Here is a 16,046-nt window from a genome sequence, read left to right as displayed (position 1 = left end):
AAGGGGATCATGTCGACCTTCAGTGGATTGAACACCGCGGCCAGCGGCCTCGCGGCGGCCCGACGGGGCATGGACGTGGTGGGACAGAACATCGCGAACCAGAAGACCGAGGGGTACACGCGTCAGCGTGTCCAGACCTCGGCCATCGCCGCCATCGCCCAGACCGGCCGCTTCAGCGTCGGCGCACAGCCGGGGCACGGTGTGTCGATCGACGGCGTGGCCCGTCTCGGCGATGCCCTGCTCGATGCCCGCGTCCGCGATTCCCTCGCCGCGTCCGGCTTCTGGTCCACCCGTGCCGTCGCCGCCACCACGATCGAGGCCTCCCTCGCCGAACCGACCGAGAACGGGCTCGCGGCCCGACTGTCGAAGTTCTGGTCGGGATGGCAGGACCTCGCGAACACCCCCGACTCGGGGGCCGCGGCGTCCAGCATCCTGGAATCCGCGAAGGAACTCGCCTCGCAGATCGCGGGTGGGTACCGGACGGTGGCCGGACAGTGGAACGATGCCCGCGCCGCGGCCGACCGGACGATCACCCAGGTGAACGCGGCGGCGGACCAGATCGCCGTGCTCAACGGCGAGATCCGTGATGCCCTGGCCTCGGGGCGCTCGGCGAACGAGCTCATGGACCAGCGCAGCGTGCTCGCGCAGAACGTCGCCCGCATGTCGGGTGCCGCCGCCACCCTCGAGACCGACGGCACGATGACCGTGCGCATCGGCGGCAACGCCCTCGTCGCAGGCTCCGACGCGCGCCATCTCGTCCTGGACGGACCGGCCACCATCGACGCCGGCCAGCGCTTCACGGTCTCCTGGGCGTCCGCTCCCGGTCTGACGGCATCGATCGACGGCGGAGAGCTCGGCGGTTCGCTCGCCGTCCTCGCCCCGGCCGCGGATGGAGGGATGCTCGCGCAGCTCGCTTCCACCTACGACGCGGTGGCGACGCGGCTGGCAGAAGCGCTGAACACCCAGCATCGCGCGGGGGTCACATCGTCGGGACAGCCCGGCGGCGACTTCTTCACGATCCCCCCGACCGGTTCCGCCGCACTCGGGCTGAGCGTCGCCATCACAGCACCGTCGGACCTGGCGCTCGCCGCCCCGGGCGCCGGTGCCTGGGACGCGAGCAACGCCGACCTGATCTCCCAGATCGGGCGGAGCGCGACCTCGCCCGACGCGCTCTGGTCCGACCATGTCACCCGGTTCGGTGTGGCGACGGCGGCCGACGTGCAGCGCGCGAAGGTGTCCGACGCGGCCGCGGTCGCGGCGGTCGGCGCGCAGCAGTCCGTCGCCGCCGTCGACGGCGACGAGGAGACCATCAGTCTGCTCACCTACCAGACCGCCTATCAAGCCGCGGCCCGGGTGATGACCGCGGTGGACGAAGCGCTCGACGTGCTCATCAACCGCACGGGTCTCGTCGGACGCTGATCGAAGGAGCATCATGATCTCTCGAGTCACCTCCTCGGCCATGACGCAGACGGCCATGCGGCAGCTGCAGTCCAACCTCTCCGAGCTCGCGCGTCTGCAGGAGCAGGCCACCTCGCAGCGTGCCTTCGCCGCGCCGTCCGACGATCCGGCCGCCGCGGCAGCCGCGCTCGCGCTTCACGCCGAGCAGCGACGCAACGACCAGTACGCGCGCAACATCGACGACGGGCTCGCCTGGGTCACGGCGGCCGACGGTGCGATCACCGCGAGCACCTCACTGCTCGGGCGGGTCCGCGACCTCACCGCGCAGGGTGCGAACGACGGCGCGCTCGACGCCGTGGCCAAGGAAGCACTGGCCGTGGAACTCGAAGGCCTCCGCGAGGAGCTCTTCGCCCAGGCGAACACCCGGCTGCTCGGACGCTCCGTGTTCGCGGGAACGTCGGACACGGCAGCCTTCGCCGCTGACTACAGCCACAGTGGCGTAGCGGGCGCGGAGGTGACCCGACGGGTCTCCGACGGTGCCTCCGTGCGCGTCGACACCGATGGCGCCGCCGTCTTCGGAACCGGGGACGACTCGGTGTTCGCGTTGGTGGACCGGATCGTCGCCGATCTCCGTTCCGGTACCAACGTCGGACCGCGACTCGCGGAGATCGATGCGCGTCGCACGGCCATCCTCGGGGTCCAGGGGTCGGTGGGCACCCGTCAATCTCAGATCGAACGCGCCAAGGAGGCGGCAGTGCAGAATTCCGTGTCCCTCGAGTCCCGCCGCACGGCGGTCGAGGACGTCGATTCGATCGAAGTGCTCGTGCGCCTCCAGGCGCAGGAACTCGTGTATCGCTCCGCGCTCGCGGTGAACGCGCGGGTGCTCCAGCCGTCGCTGATGGACTTCCTCCGATGACCGCGGCGCTGACTTTCCTCGCCCCGCCTCCCGGACTCGCGCCGCATGTCGACTTCGCCCTGGCCCCGGTCGACGGCGCCGACGGACTGTTCGCGATGCGGGCCGTGCAGGACGCGGAGCTGCGGCTCTACCTCGTCGATCCGCGGACGGTGCTGAGCGAGTACGCGCCGATCCTCACCGACGAGCAGGCCGACGCACTCGCTCTCCGCGACGCCGAAGACGCACTGATCCTCGTGGTCGCCCACCCGTCGGCGGAGGGCGTGAGCGTGAACCTGCTCGCGCCGGTGATCGTGAACCGCACGACGGGGGCCGCGTCGCAGGTGATCCTGGAGGACCAGGACTACCCGTTGCGCGCACCCTTGGGCTGAGCCGTCGTTCCCGGCCGGTCCAGGCCGTTCTCCCAGCGGAACCACGGCTAATCTGGAAGGGTGATCCTCGCCGTCGACACCTCCCTGGGTACCGCTGTGGCCCTCATCGATGCCGACGGAGACCTCCGCGCCGAGGCGAGTGCAGCCGACCCGCTCGGCCATGCCGAGATCATCGGCGACCTGCTGGTCGAGGTGCTCGCACAGGCCGGAGCTGGAGCGGTGACCCACGTCGTCGCCGGCATGGGACCCGGACCGTTCACCGGACTGCGGATCGGCATCGCCGCGGCACGAGCCTTCGCGCTCGGACGCGACATCCCCGTGATCGCGGTGCCCAGCCATTTCGCGGCCGCGCTCACCGCGACCGAGACCGAGACGGGGCCGTTCGCCGTCGTCACCGACGCGCGCCGACGCGAGGTCGCGATCACGGTCTTCGACGGGATCGACGCCGACGGGATTCCGCACGTCGTCGCCGAGACGGTCCTGGTGCGCGCGGCGGACGCCGACGCACACCTCGACGGCATCCGACGCATCGACGTCGCGACGCTCTCCGCGCGGGACCTCGCCCGGGTCGGCGCGCGCGCCCTCGCCGCCGGTCGTGTGTTGACGGACGATGAGCCCCTCTATCTGCGGAACCCGGATGTGACGCTGCCCGGTGCCCCGAAGAAGGTGGGGACGTGACCCTCCGCGACGCCGTGCCCGACGACCTCGACGCGATCATGATGATCGAGAACCGCTCCTTCCCGACCGATGCCTGGAGCCGGGAGACCATGGCGTCCGAGCTCGCCAGCCTGCACGGCCGGTACCTGGTCGATGAGCACGAGGGGAGTGTGATCGGCTACGGCGGGGTGCGGGCCCTGCGCGGGAGCGCCGACGCCGATATCCAGACCATCGCGCTCCTCAGCGGATATCGCGGCCAGGGCCGTGGCCGGGCGCTCCTGCGTGCGCTGCTCGCCGCCGCGGCGGAGCGCGGTGCCGGCGAGGTGTTCCTCGAGGTCAGGGCCGACAACCCCGCGGCCGAGGGTCTCTACCTCGCCGAAGGCTTCACCGAGATCGGCCGTCGTCCCCGCTACTATCAGCCGGATGATGTGGACGCGATCGTGATGCGCCTGGACCTGCGCCGCCACCCGATCGCGCGAGACCAGTCCGAGGAGGCGACGGCATGAACGAGCCTCTGGTCCTCGGCATCGAGACGAGCTGCGACGAGACCGGCATCGGAATCGTCCGCGGGCGCACCCTGCTGTCGAACACGATCGCGTCGAGCATGGACGAGCACGCCCGCTACGGCGGCGTCGTGCCCGAGGTCGCGGCCCGGGCGCATCTCGAGGCGCTCCAACCCGCCATCGATGCGGCGCTCGCCGAAGCGGGTGTGGGCCTGGATGAGCTCGATGCGGTGGCCGTCACCAGCGGGCCTGGTCTCGCGGGCGCGCTGATGGTGGGCGTGGGCGCGGCGAAGGGCCTCGCTGTCTCGATCGACAAACCGCTCTATGCCGTCAATCACCTCGTCGGCCACATCGCCGCCGACATCCTGACCGGCGGCTCCGCACCGCTCGAGTGTCCGACGATCGCCCTGCTGGTATCCGGTGGGCACACCTCGCTGCTGCATGTCCGCGACCTCACGACCGACGTCGAACTGCTCGGCGAGACCATGGACGACGCCGCAGGCGAAGCGTTCGACAAGGTCGCCCGGCTCCTCTCGCTGCCCTACCCGGGTGGTCCCGAGATCGACCGCGCGGCGGCCGACGGCGATCCGGAGGCGATCCGCTTCCCCCGTGGCCTCTCCCGGGCCTCCGATCTGGCGAAGCATCGCTATGACTTCTCGTTCTCCGGACTGAAGACGGCCGTGGCCCGCTGGGTCGAGCGCTGCGAAGCGGAGGGTGTGGAGGTTCCGGTGGCCGACGTCGCCGCGAGCTTCCGTGAGGCCGTCGTCGATGTGCTCGTGACCAAGGCGCTCGCCGCCTGCGCGGATCTCGGCGTGCCGAGACTGCTCCTCGGCGGCGGGGTGATCGCGAACCGGCGCCTGCGCGAGGTCGCCCTCCGACGTGCCTCCGAGGCCGGCGTCACCGTCCGCATTCCCCCTCTCTCGCTGTGCACCGACAACGGCGCCATGATCGCGGCCCTGGCGTCGGAGCTGATCTCCTCGGGACGTCCGCCGTCGCGCTTGACGTTCGGCGCGGACTCGACCCTTCCGGTGACCGAGATCCAGATCGCGGAGGGGGCGCCCGCATGAGCGACACCTCGGGTGGGGCCGAGGCGAAGGCCTCGCCCACGCCGCCGACGCGCATCGAGAGCCCGAGCGAGCAGGTCGAGCAGCATCCGGCTGCGGCCGCGCGGCTTCCCGGAGCCCGCCGGGAGGGGTATGCCAAGTTCCCCACCGGCCCTGTCGGCATCGAACCCGTGGTCGCGAGCGGTCCCGACATCGACGCGCGAGACGACGTGGAGTGGGAGCCGTCGACCGATGCCTCGCCCATCGACGACACTCGACTCGCTCCGTGGGCGCTGCTGGCGGCGATCGTCGCGCTCGGAGCCTCGTTCTTCGTCGGCTGGGGGATCCCCGTCGCGATCGTCGCGGTCATTGCCGCGGCCATGTCGTTGCGTCGTCCGGTCGAGAGTCGGGCGATCGCGCGGTGGGCGCTCGTGCTGGGTCTCTGCGCGACCGTCTACAGTCTGGGGTGGCTGGTTTGGGCGGGCATGCAGTTCGAGAAGCTCGGGTGACCGGATGCTCGACGCCGAGGAATCGGAGGAGCTGCGCTCCCTGCACGCACGGGCCTATGGCCGCGACTCCGCACTGACGGCCGCTGAGGCGGTGCGGCTCCGCGAACTCGAGGACCGCCGGCGGACCACGGCCGCTGCGCCGAAGAGCGAGGAGCCGACGCAGGTCGAGGAGCCGACGCAGCTCGAGGAGCCGGCGCAGCTCCAAGGCGCGGCGCACGTCGATGGGACGGACTCCGTCGGGCCGTCGCCGGGTGAGCGCCGCGATGAGCCATGGCCGGCGGATCGGTCGGGAGGCGAGATGTCCGAGCCGATCGCGGAGGCACACGCCTCGCCGGGATCGTCGCTGCGGTCGTTGCTCGCCGTGACGCGGTCGCACTGGCGACCGGTCGCCCTCGCCACCGTGGCCGTACTTCTGGTCGGGTTGGGCGTGGGGTGGCTCGCCTTCGGTCGGTCCCACGACGCACCCGTCGCGCTGTCCCCTGAGCAGCAGCAGTGGGAGGACGACCTCGTCGCGGGTGGGGACTACGATCCCGGCTCGGTCCGTGCGCTCGGGGTGGAGGAGGGAGCGGTCATCTGGACCGCGACGAAGGACGGTCGCGAGCGCACCTGTCTGATTCTGAGCACGGGCGATGTGACCCTGCCGAACTGCGACGAGACGGAGTCCGTGTCCGCGCAGGGCATCTACGGTTCGATCACGGTGCGCTCCGAAGAAGACCTGCAGCGGCAGATCAGCGCGCAGATGCTCTTCACCGCGTCGGGTGAGCCTGCCGTCGCGGTGAACTCGTACGACTACGATCCGACGCAGAACGGGATCACGTATGCGAACGAGGAGGAGTCGCAGACCGCGGCGCGCCTGACGCGCGAGGGGTTCGACGCCGGTTCCCTCTGGGTGGTCGGCTACGACGGTGACGTCCCGCTCTGGACGGCCGTGCAGAGCGACACGCAGAGCTCCTGCCTGATCTATGACGGATCCACCGACGATTCCCCGCAGACGTGCCTCGATCCCGAGACGATGCAGGAGCAGGGGGCGAGTCTGGTCCTCAACGTCGTCGACGCCGATTCCGGTGCCGTCACGCACTTCGAACTGGCCTCGAGCACGGGCCCCGGCTACCTCGTCATCACCCACGAAGCGGACGCCACCGGTGCAGCCGAGGACTGACGCCGAGGAGCTTCGGGCGCTGCAGCAGCGGGCCTACGGCCGCGGGACACGGCTGACGGAGGGGGAGGCCGAGCGCCTGCGCGAACTGGAGGAGCAGCGCCGCTCTCCGATCGAGCCCCCGCCGTCGGCAGTCGACGAGGCCGGTGCAGATCCCTCGGCGGACGACGAGGATCCCGCTGCGGAACTAGCGCCTGCGGACGCGTCGGTCGAACCTTCCGTGCCGGTTGCGCCTGCCGTCAGCGACGAACCCCTGCCTCGCCGGGGCGCGCTGCGGCAGCACGTCGTGGCTGCGATCGCGGGGGTCGCCGTCGTGCTCTCGGTCGGCATCGGAGCCGGCTGGGCACTGTTCTCGCCGCGGGTCGCGAGTATTCCCCTGACCGGAGAGCAGCAGCAGCGACGTGCCGAACTCTCGGCCTCGACGTTCGATCCCGGCTCCGTCCGTGCGGTCGCCGCGTCGGACGACGCCCTGGTCTGGTACGCGACCAGGGAGGACGGCGCCCTGAGTTGCATGGTCCTCGATGTGAGCGGTCGGGAGCAGACGGACTGCCTCCCGGTCGACGAGGTCGACAACGGGTTGACCGCGGTTCTCCCCGTGGAAGCGGACGGGACGATCGGCGAGGAGTCTTCCGGCGAGGGGGCCTTCGGCGTGGAGACGGTCATCGCCACGTTGCGCCTGTCGGTCGACGGTGAGCCGATGGTGGGGATCCAGCGCTGGGGCGGACCGTCGTCGCTGGCGGCGGAGTTCCCGGAAGAGGTGCGCGATCGCGCCGAGGAGCTGGCGGCAGACGGCTTCGGCTTCGGGCTCTCATTGATCACGATGTTCCGCGGGGAGCCGGTCTGGCTCGCCGACCGCCTCTCGGCGCAGGGCACGACGGACAGGTGCCTGATCGTCGACGCGGGCGGACCCATGGCGTGCGTACCGTTCGAGACGGCGGTGGAAGGAGGGCTCGCCACGCAGGTCGTCGACGACGACACGCGCGACGGCAGGGCGACGATCACGGCGCTCGAGCTGAGGTTCACGGGGCAGCAGAACGCGTATCTGGTGGTCGCCGAGGGCGTGCCCGTCGCCACCGTCCCGCCGGGCGAGTCGTTCTTCGTCGAGGCGCCACCCGGAGACCCGATCGAGATCGCACCGCCGGGGGCGGGAACCGGCGGCTGAAAACGGATCAGCTCGCGGCGGAGACCCGGTCGGCGAGGATCGCCACGCGTCGATCGCCGATGCGGGCGAGGATCAGCGTCGCCTCCTGGTCTCCCCGCAGCGTGAGCTTCTTGCGGAAGGCCGCCGGGTCGACGTCGACGCCGCGCTTCTTGATCTCGAGTCGCCCGATGTCGTGCGCCTTCAGCGCTGTGCTGATCGCCTTGGGGTTCGCCGGCATCGTCTCGCGCACGCGGAAGGACTGCACGAAGGGGCTCGTCAGCGCCGAATCGGAGGTCAGGTAGGCGATGTGCTCGTCGAGCATCCCGGCGTCGAGGCTCCTGGCCACATCGCCGATCAGACGCGCACGGATGACGGCACCGTCGGGTTCGTGCAGGAAGGCGCCGAGCTCACGCACCGGCTCATCGGCGGCATCTGCGGGTGCGGTGAGCTCGTGGGACCGGTCGTCGCGGATCACCAGGGCCGCGCGGCGGACCCCTTCACGGGCGAGGGCGCCGCTCCACACCACGAGCTCGACGACACTGCCGTCGGCGCTCACCCACTGCGACTCCGCGTCGGCGGGCAGCGCATCTCGGTCGTGCGCGGGGCCGAGCTTGATGCCCGTGGACACGCGGCGTGCGACGTCGAACGCCCAGTCGAGGGAGGGGGAGTAGTCGTCGGCCGACACGCGCCGCGTCTCACCGTGACCGGAGGTGCGTCGGGCGGGATCCATCCAGATCGCCCGGTCGTCCGCGGCGGGCATCGTCTCGAAGGCGTCTTCGGCGGTGTCGTGGCGCACCCTCGCGCTGTCACCGAACGGCGCGAGGTTGTAGGCGGCGATCGCGGCGGTGACCTCATCGGCGTCGACCGCCAGCACGTCGAGCCCGGCCCCGGTGAAAGCCAGAGCGTCGCCGCCGATCCCGCAGCCGAGGTCGGCGACAGCGGTGAATCCCGCGCCGCGGATCCGCTGCGCGTGGCGAGCGGCGACTCCGAGCCTGGTGGCCTGCTCCATGCCCGCCCGGGTGAACAGCATGCGTCCGGCGAACGGTCCGAACTTGGCGGAAGCCTTGGAGCGCAGGTGAGCCTGCCCGACGACCGCGGAGACCAGGTCGGGGGAGTGGCCGGCGGCGCGCAGCCTCGAGACCGCGCGAGCGACGTCGGCACTCGATCCGACCGTCCCGACCGCGTCGAGGAGTTCGAGACCGGCGGGGGTCAGCAGGGCGCGCAGCTCGGACATCTCCACGCCCTCAGCCTAATTCCCCGCCACGCGCGGAGCCGTGTCGAGCGGGTGTGCTGGCACTCGCATTGCGTGAGTGCCAGCACACCGCCTACACTGGCATTAGCACTCTCGGGTTGAGAGTGCGAACAAGTCTTTCGTGTCAGCGTCAAGAAAGAAGAGGTAGACCGTGTCGGTTTCCATCAAGCCGCTCGAGGACCGGATCGTCATCAAGCAGGTCGAGGCCGAGCAGACCACCGCGAGTGGCCTGGTCATCCCCGACACCGCCAAGGAGAAGCCCCAGGAGGGCGAGGTCGTGGCGGTCGGCCCCGGCCGTATCGACGACAACGGCAACCGTGTTCCGATCGACGTCGCCGTCGGCGACCGCGTGCTCTACAGCAAGTACGGCGGCACCGAGGTGAAGTTCGGCGCAGACGAGTTCCTCGTCCTGTCCGCTCGCGACGTCCTGGCGGTCGTCGTCCGCTGATCTGCGGAACCTGATCCGGCCCCTCCGCGGGGCAGGGTCGAGGTCCTCGAAGGGGCCCGGATGCATCGGCATCCGGGCCCCTTCTGCATTCCCGGCGCTAGTGTTGTGCGGTGACCCCTGAGACGACCCGCGCCACCCGGACCGCGGGGGTCGCGTACGCCGGAGCCGCCTACCTGCTCTGGGGCGTGCTTCCGCTCTACTTCCTCCTGCTCGCGCCGACCGGGCCGTGGGAGGTCGTCGCCTGGCGGGTGCTGCTGTCGTTCGTGTTCTGCCTCCTGCTGCTCACCGTCACCCGCGGGTGGGCCGCGTTCCGAGCGATCCTCCGGCAGCCCCGGCTGCTCGGCTGGACGGCGCTCGCCGGGCTCCTGATCTACGTCAACTGGCAGGTGTTCCTGATCGGAACCCTCAGCGACAACGTGATCGAGACGAGCCTGGGCTACTTCATCAATCCGATCACCACGGTGCTGCTCGGGGTCTTCGTCTTGAAGGAACGCATCCGCCGGCTGCAGTGGGCCGCGATCGCCATCGCCGCGATCGCCGTCGTCGTGATCATCGTGGCCTACCGTGCCTTCCCGTGGATCGCGCTCTCGCTGACCGCATCCTTCGGTATCTACGGACTCATCAAGAAGAAGATCGGTCCGGCGGTCGATGCCGTCAGCGGGCTCACCCTCGAGTCGTTCTGGCTGATCCCGATCGCCGTCGCGCAGCTGATCGTGGTGTCGATGACCCCGGCGGGCATCACGATGGGCGCGAACGGAGGGGTGCACGCTCTGCTGCTGGCGTTCGCGGGAGTCGCGACGGCGGTACCGCTGCTGTTGTTCGCCGCGGGAACCCGGCGGATCAACCTCACGGTGATCGGCATGATCCAGTTCATCACCCCGGTGATGCAGTTCCTCATCGGCGCCGTCGTCCTGCACGAGCCGATGCCGCCGGAGCGCTGGGCGGGATTCATCCTCGTCTGGATCGCCATCGCCGTGTTCCTCGTCGATCTGCTGCTCGCCGGGCGCCGCGGACGTCGGATCGCCGCGACCGAACTCGTCTGAACCCGGGTCTCTTCTCCGCCCGAACCCGGTCTCGGATCGTTAACGCACCGAGATACTTGCGATCCCTGCGCGCGCGTATCACGGCCTAGTGTTAGAGCACCCGCCTGTGGTCACAATCCACGTTCAGTTACGCAAGGGAGCATCATGAACGCACTGAAGGGCTCGCGCACCGCGAAGGTCTTCGCCGGGATCGCTTTGATCAGCGCATCCGCCATCGTCGTCGCCGGCTGCAGCAGCACGCCGAACGCCGAGCCGAGCGAGGGTGGTGAGAAGCCGGCCGTCGATCTGACGCTCAAGCTCGGCTCGCTCCTGCCCGCGACCGGTTCGCTCGCGTTCCTCGGCGCTCCGATGGAGGCCGGTGTCCAGCTGGCCGTCAACCAGATCAACGAGGCCGACGCCGGCGTGACCATCGACCTCACCACCGCCGACGAGGGCGACCTCGACAACAAGGCGTATGAGACCTCGATCACCAACCTGCAGAACGCCGGCATCACGGCCATGGTCGGTGCCGCATCGTCGAGCGTCACCAAGCTCATCCTCGACGGCAACGCCGGTGCGGGCATCCTCACCGTCTCGCCGTCGAACACGTCCCCGGACTTCACGGGCATCAACCCGCTGTACTTCCGCACGGCGCCGAGCGACAACCTCCAGGGCGAGGTCCTCGGCAACGAGATCGCCGAGGACGGTCACAAGACGCTCGGCATCATCTACCAGAACGACCCGTACGGCACCGGTCTCTTCGAAGCCATCAAGGCGACGTTCGAGAGCACCGGTGGCGAGGTCGTCGCGGATGCGTCCTACAACCAGGGCGACGGCCAGTTCAACGCGCAGGTCTCGGAGATCGCTGCGGCGAACCCCGACGCCGTGGCCGTCGTGTCGTACGACCAGTTCGCGACCATCGCGCCGCTCCTCGGCAACGCCGGGGTCGACACCGGGTCGCTGTACCTCGTCGACGGCAACCTCAAGGACTGGGGAACCGACATCCCGGTCAGCCTCGAGGGCTCGAAGGGCACCCGCGCCGGCGCCGAGCTGCCGCAGGACTTCCTCGACCAGCTGAACGAGGTCTGGACGGCTGACGGCAACGACCCGATCGACGCCGTGACGTACTCCGCCGAGGCGTACGACGCCGTGGTCCTGATGGCGCTGTCGGCTCTGGCCGCCGGCTCGGTCGAGGGTGCGGACATGGCGGAGCAGATGCGCACCGTCTCCGGTGGCGACGGCGATGGCGAGAAGTGCTCCACGTTCGCGGAGTGCGCCGACATCATAAACGGCGGCGGCACGGCGGACTACGACGGCCTCTCGGGCGAGATCACGTTCGACGAGAACAACGACCCGAAGGGCGCCGCGATCGGCGTCTACGAGTTCGACGCCGACAACGTCACCTCGCGCATCAAGTAATCGCGCAGAAGAAGGCCCCGGATGCACGCCATCCGGGGCCTTCTTCTGTGCGGTCACCCTGCTCCGGTCGCAAAAAGGCTCGGTATCCACGCGGATACCGAGCCTTTTCGCGACCGGAACGTCAGGCGGCGTCGGTCCCGAGCGTCCCCAGGTAGAGGCCGATGACCTTCGGATCGTTCAACAGCTCGCGACCGGAACCCTCGTAGGCGTCCTTGCCCTGATCGAGCACGTAGCCGCGGTCGCAGATCTGCAGGCAGCGCCGGGCGTTCTGCTCCACCATGATCGTCGTCACGCCGGCCTTGTTGATGTCGGAGACCCGGATGAAGGCATCGTCCTGCCGCACGGGGGAGAGGCCGGCCGACGGCTCGTCGAGCAGCAGCACGGAGGGGTCCATCATGAGCGCCCGGGACATCGCGACCATCTGCCGCTCACCGCCCGAGAGCGATCCGGCGCGCTGCTTGAGGCGCTTGCCGAGCTCGGCGAAGATGCTGCTCACGAACTCGAGGCGCTCGGCGAAGATCTTCGGGTTCTGGTAGAGCCCCATCTCCAGGTTCTCCTGGATCGTGAGCGAGGGGAACACGTTGTTCGTCTGCGGCACGAAGGCCACACCGCGGCGGACGAGCTTGTCGGCCTTGAGGCCCACGATGCTCTCGCCCTTCACCGTGACGTCGCCCGAGCGGATCTCGACCATGCCGAAGATCGCCTTGAGCAGGGTCGACTTGCCGGCGCCGTTCGGTCCGATGATGCCGATCAACTCGCCCTTGTGGGCCACAAGGTTGGCTCCGTTGAGGATGTTCACTCCCGGCAGGTAGCCGGCGTGCACATCGGTCAGCTCGACGATGACGTCGTCGTTCTTGATCTCGTTGCGTTCGACGGGGGCGTCGGTCATGACTTCTTCTCCTCGATGTCCTCGGCCTCTTCTTCGGCCTCGACCTCGGTCTCGATCTTCTCCCGGATGCGGATCGCGTCCTCCTCCGAGATCACGGGGAGGCGACCGGTGACGGCACCGAGATCGAGATCCTGGTGCGCCCCGAGGTAGGCGTCCACGACGGCGGGGTCCTCCATGACCTGGTCGGGCGGCCCCTCGGCCACGACCCGCCCCTCGGCCATCACGACCACCCAGTCGGCGATGTGCCGGACCATGTGCATGTCGTGCTCGACGAACAGCACGGTCATCCCCTGCTCCTTGAGGTCGAGGATGTGCTCGAGCAAGGACTGCGTGAGGGCGGGATTGACGCCGGCCATCGGCTCATCGAGCATGACCAGGGTCGGATCGCTCATGAGCGCGCGGGCCATCTCGAGGAGCTTGCGCTGACCGCCCGAGAGCGATGCCGCGAAGTCCTGCTCCTTCGCATCGAGCTTGAAGCGGGTGAGGAGTTCGTGCGCGCGCGCCTCGATCTCCTGGTCCTGCGTGCGCCAGAGGAAGGGGAACAAGCCCGCCCAGAACCCTTCGCCGCGCTGGTCCTTCGCGCCGAGTTTCATGTTCTCGAGCACGGTGAGCAGCGACAGCGACTTGGTCAGCTGGAACGTGCGCACCTGTCCCATCCTCGCCACCTTGAAGGAGGGGATGCCCGAGAGGTTCTTGCCGTCGAACGACCAGGTGCCGGCGTTCGGCTTGTCGAAGCCGCACAGCAGGTTGAACAGGGTCGTCTTCCCGGCACCGTTCGGACCGATCAGGGCGGTGATCGCCCCGCGAGGGATCTCCAGGTGATCGACGTCGACCGCGGTGAGGCCGCCGAAGCGGCGCTCCACGGCATCGGCGATGAGGATCGGGTCGACCTTCTTGACCCCGGGGGCTGCGGGACCGGCGGCGAGACCGCCGGTCTTGGCGCGGGGTGTGGTCTTCGCGGGCGTGACCGCCGCGTCGTCGTTACTTGACAAAGGTCATCTCCCTCTTGTTTCCGAGGATGCCCTGGGGGCGGAAAATGACGATCAGCATCAGCACGACACCGATCACGATGTACCGCACGACGTCGGCTTGCGCGCTGGACATCGGGAGGTAGCCGGCGTTCGCCATCGCGGGGAGGAGCGCGCCGAGGAAGGCGAACACCACCCAGAACAGCACGGCGCCGAGTGTGGGTCCGAGCACGGTCGCCGCACCTCCGAGGAGGAGGATCGTCCACAGGAAGAACGTCAGCGACGTGGAGTAGCTGCCGGGGATCACCGCGGACGGCAGGATGAACACGACGCCGCCGAGGGCACCGATCACGCCACCCACCACGAGGGCCTGCATCTTGTAGGCGAAGACGTTCTTGCCGAGCGAGCGCACCGCGTCCTCATCCTCGCGGATGCCCTTGAGCACACGACCCCACGGGCTGCGCATGAGCGCCCACACCACGAGCACCGCCACCGCGAGGCTGATCAGACCGACGACTCGGACCCAGAGGTCCGTCGCGTTGTAGGTCCACGGTCCGAAGCCGTAGGTGCCGGGAGGGAACGGGTTCGCATCGCGGAAGCTCTGGTGATAGCCCGAGAGTCCGCCCGCCGAGTTCGTCCAGTCCTTGAACAGCTCGGTCACGAACAACAGGCGCACCACCTCGGCGGTCGCGATGGTCGCGATGGCCAGATAGTCGGCGCGCAGACGGAGGGTGGGGATACCGAGCACGAGAGCGAACACCGCCCCGCCGAGCAGGCCGACCAGAAGCGCCGCCCACCAGGGGAAGCCGAACGTCAGGATCGAGATCGCATAGCCGTAGGCGCCGATGGCCATGAAGGCCGCCATGCCGAAGTTGAGCAGTCCGGTGTATCCGAAGTGCACGGCGAGGCCCGTTGCCGCGAGCGCGTAGGCGATCGTCGTCGGGCTGAAGAGATAGGAGGCGGTGTTGCCGAAAATACTGCCGAAGTCCATGCGTCAGCCCAACCTTTCCTTGCGCCCGAGGATGCCCTGCGGTCGCACCAGCAGGATCACGATCAGTGCGACCAGTGCTGTCGCGTACTTGAGGTCTGTCGGTACGCCGAACAAGGTCGACACCTCGACCGCGAGGCCGACGATGATCGAGCCGATCAGGGCGCCGATCGCGGAGCCGAGACCGCCGAGCGTGATCGCACAGAACATCAGCAGCAGCATCTGCATGCCCATGTCCCACTTGACCCCGGGGCGGAAGTACGCCCACAGGATGCCGGAGATCGCCGCGAGCGTGCCGGCCAGGATCCACACCGTGCGGATCACCTTGTCGACGTCGATGCCCGATGCGGCGGCCAGCTGCGGGTTGTCCGAGATCGCTCGGGTCGCCTTTCCGGTGCGGGTCCTGGTGAGGAAGAAGGCCACGCCGAGGATCACGATGATGCTCGTCGCCATCGCGATCATGTCGATGTAGGAGAGCGAGATGGGCCCGAGCTTGATCGGCTCGGGACTCGCGCCCGGCAGCTGGTAGGTGCTCCCGCCGATCATGTACTGCATGCCGTAGCGCAGGGCGAGGGAGAGGCCGATGCTCACGATCATCAGTTGGACGACACCCAGGCCTCGGCGGCGCAGAGGCTTCCAGATCCCCGCATCCAGGGCCCAGCCGAGTGCCGCACCGCCCACGACCGCGGCGAGGATGCCGAGCCAGGGCGGAAGGTTCCAGAACGTGGTGAAGAGCAGCATGACCACCGCGCCCCACGTGACCATCTCACCGTGGGCGAAGTTCGACAGGCGGGTGGTCCCGTAGATCAGCGCGGCGCCCATCGAGGCGAGGCCGAGCAGGAGACCGAAGTTCAGTCCGCCCACCATGCGCGAGAGGAGCTGATCGAGGAAGGAGACCGTCACCCGTTCGCCGGCACCGAGGAAGAAGTTGACGATCTTGGTCCCGGTGAGGCCGAATTCGAGCTCGAACGAGGCCGTCGTCCCCGACACGGGCTGGATGCCTTCGGGGAGCTGGGTCGCGTCGACGATCACTCCGTCCGGAAGCGTGGATTCGTCGACCGTCAGGGTGTACGTCTCCTTCTCGGGCACGTACAGGCGCCACTTGCCCTCGTCGTCGGTCTCGGTCTCGGCCTCGAAGCCGTTGCCCTCGATGGACATGACGACGCCTTCGACGGGCTCGTCCGCGTTGGTGACGACGCCGGCGAAGTAGAAGTCGGTGATCTCCTGTCCGTCGTCCGTCGTCTCGGCCGAGGCCGATGAAGGGGGCAGGAGCAAGACGGCGCTGAGCGCCATGAGGATACCGAGGAAGGCGACCAGCCAGGGGCGCTTTCGATGCACGGCGATTGTTGTGGGTCCCACGCAACCTCCA

17 protein-coding genes are annotated in these 16,046 nt (G+C 69.1%); 12 read left to right on the top strand and 5 right to left on the bottom strand.

Translation table 11 applies throughout. The features are described from left to right. Positions 1-9 precede the first annotated feature (9 nt). Genes flgK through ACLF6J_RS06615 form a run of 9 tightly spaced genes read left to right on the top strand, consistent with a single transcriptional unit; the run spans position 10 to position 7,712 of the window. Positions 10-1,419 carry a flagellar hook-associated protein FlgK gene (gene flgK, locus ACLF6J_RS06655; protein WP_047524154.1) on the top strand — a complete coding sequence of 470 codons (1,410 nt, stop codon included), beginning with the start codon at positions 10-12 and terminating at the stop codon, positions 1,417-1,419. Positions 1,420-1,432: 13 nt separating this feature from the next. Then, positions 1,433-2,314: a flagellar hook-associated protein FlgL gene (gene flgL / locus ACLF6J_RS06650; RefSeq protein ID WP_134353142.1), complete on the top strand. Its 882-nt coding sequence runs from the start codon at positions 1,433-1,435 to the stop codon at positions 2,312-2,314. Next, positions 2,311-2,682: a flagellar assembly protein FliW gene (locus ACLF6J_RS06645; RefSeq protein ID WP_047524156.1), complete on the top strand. Its 372-nt coding sequence runs from the start codon at positions 2,311-2,313 to the stop codon at positions 2,680-2,682. Before flgL ends, ACLF6J_RS06645 begins: the two co-directional genes overlap by 4 nt. A gap of 60 nt (positions 2,683-2,742) precedes the next feature. Beyond that, the gene (gene tsaB / locus ACLF6J_RS06640; protein WP_047524157.1) at positions 2,743-3,360 is read left to right on the top strand and encodes a tRNA (adenosine(37)-N6)-threonylcarbamoyltransferase complex dimerization subunit type 1 TsaB; all 618 of its coding nucleotides are present in this window, start codon (positions 2,743-2,745) and stop codon (positions 3,358-3,360) included. Then, entirely contained in the window at positions 3,357-3,845 is a 489-nt protein-coding gene (gene rimI, locus ACLF6J_RS06635; RefSeq protein ID WP_131492569.1) for a ribosomal protein S18-alanine N-acetyltransferase, read from the top strand. The genes tsaB and rimI overlap by 4 nt, the downstream gene beginning before the upstream one ends. Further along, a complete protein-coding gene (gene tsaD, locus ACLF6J_RS06630) occupies positions 3,842-4,909 on the top strand; it encodes a tRNA (adenosine(37)-N6)-threonylcarbamoyltransferase complex transferase subunit TsaD (RefSeq protein ID WP_134353144.1) in 1,068 nt (355 codons plus the stop codon). The genes rimI and tsaD overlap by 4 nt, the downstream gene beginning before the upstream one ends. Beyond that, a complete protein-coding gene (locus ACLF6J_RS06625; protein WP_134353145.1) occupies positions 4,906-5,394 on the top strand; it encodes a hypothetical protein in 489 nt (162 codons plus the stop codon). Before tsaD ends, ACLF6J_RS06625 begins: the two co-directional genes overlap by 4 nt. A gap of 4 nt (positions 5,395-5,398) precedes the next feature. Further along, complete coding sequence (locus tag ACLF6J_RS06620; protein ID WP_134353146.1) at positions 5,399-6,553, top strand: hypothetical protein; 1,155 nt, start codon at positions 5,399-5,401, stop codon at positions 6,551-6,553. Continuing rightward, complete coding sequence (locus ACLF6J_RS06615; RefSeq protein ID WP_134353147.1) at positions 6,537-7,712, top strand: hypothetical protein; 1,176 nt, start codon at positions 6,537-6,539, stop codon at positions 7,710-7,712. The genes ACLF6J_RS06620 and ACLF6J_RS06615 overlap by 17 nt, the downstream gene beginning before the upstream one ends. A gap of 7 nt (positions 7,713-7,719) precedes the next feature. On the opposite strand, the gene ACLF6J_RS06610 is transcribed toward ACLF6J_RS06615, so the two are convergent. Continuing rightward, positions 7,720-8,925 (bottom strand): THUMP-like domain-containing protein, encoded by a 1,206-nt coding sequence (locus tag ACLF6J_RS06610; RefSeq protein ID WP_421076892.1) that lies wholly within the window; start codon positions 8,923-8,925, stop codon positions 7,720-7,722. A gap of 169 nt (positions 8,926-9,094) precedes the next feature. On the opposite strand from ACLF6J_RS06610, the gene groES reads away from it, so the two are divergent. The 3 genes from groES (at position 9,095) to ACLF6J_RS06595 (ending at position 11,832) form a co-directional block, all read left to right on the top strand. Further along, a complete protein-coding gene (groES, locus tag ACLF6J_RS06605; protein WP_047524164.1) occupies positions 9,095-9,391 on the top strand; it encodes a co-chaperone GroES in 297 nt (98 codons plus the stop codon). A gap of 110 nt (positions 9,392-9,501) precedes the next feature. After that, positions 9,502-10,434, top strand: a complete 933-nt coding sequence (gene rarD, locus ACLF6J_RS06600) for an EamA family transporter RarD (RefSeq protein ID WP_134353149.1) — start codon at positions 9,502-9,504, stop codon at positions 10,432-10,434. 144 nt (positions 10,435-10,578) lie between these two features. Beyond that, positions 10,579-11,832, top strand: coding sequence for an ABC transporter substrate-binding protein (locus ACLF6J_RS06595; RefSeq protein WP_047524166.1), 1,254 nt, complete (start codon positions 10,579-10,581; stop codon positions 11,830-11,832). Between the two features lie 121 nt (positions 11,833-11,953). Here the strand turns inward: ACLF6J_RS06595 and ACLF6J_RS06590 are convergent, their stop codons facing one another. From ACLF6J_RS06590 to ACLF6J_RS06575, 4 genes are read right to left on the bottom strand one after another with little or no spacing between them, the layout of a single operon-like run. Further along, complete coding sequence (locus ACLF6J_RS06590; RefSeq protein ID WP_047524167.1) at positions 11,954-12,721, bottom strand: ABC transporter ATP-binding protein; 768 nt, start codon at positions 12,719-12,721, stop codon at positions 11,954-11,956. Beyond that, positions 12,718-13,713, bottom strand: a complete 996-nt coding sequence (locus ACLF6J_RS06585; protein ID WP_052193800.1) for an ABC transporter ATP-binding protein — start codon at positions 13,711-13,713, stop codon at positions 12,718-12,720. The genes ACLF6J_RS06590 and ACLF6J_RS06585 overlap by 4 nt, the downstream gene beginning before the upstream one ends. Beyond that, positions 13,703-14,680, bottom strand: coding sequence for a branched-chain amino acid ABC transporter permease (locus tag ACLF6J_RS06580; protein WP_131492557.1), 978 nt, complete (start codon positions 14,678-14,680; stop codon positions 13,703-13,705). Before ACLF6J_RS06580 ends, ACLF6J_RS06585 begins: the two co-directional genes overlap by 11 nt. Positions 14,681-14,683: 3 nt before the next feature. After that, positions 14,684-15,970, bottom strand: a complete 1,287-nt coding sequence (locus tag ACLF6J_RS06575; RefSeq protein WP_134353964.1) for a branched-chain amino acid ABC transporter permease — start codon at positions 15,968-15,970, stop codon at positions 14,684-14,686. Between the last annotated feature and the right edge of the window lie 76 nt (positions 15,971-16,046).

The organism is Microbacterium sp. IO18 (assembly GCF_049099505.1).
GTDB classification, from domain to species: Bacteria; Actinomycetota; Actinomycetes; order Actinomycetales; family Microbacteriaceae; genus Microbacterium; species Microbacterium aurugineum.
This window is presented reverse-complemented; position numbering and strand designations above follow the sequence as displayed.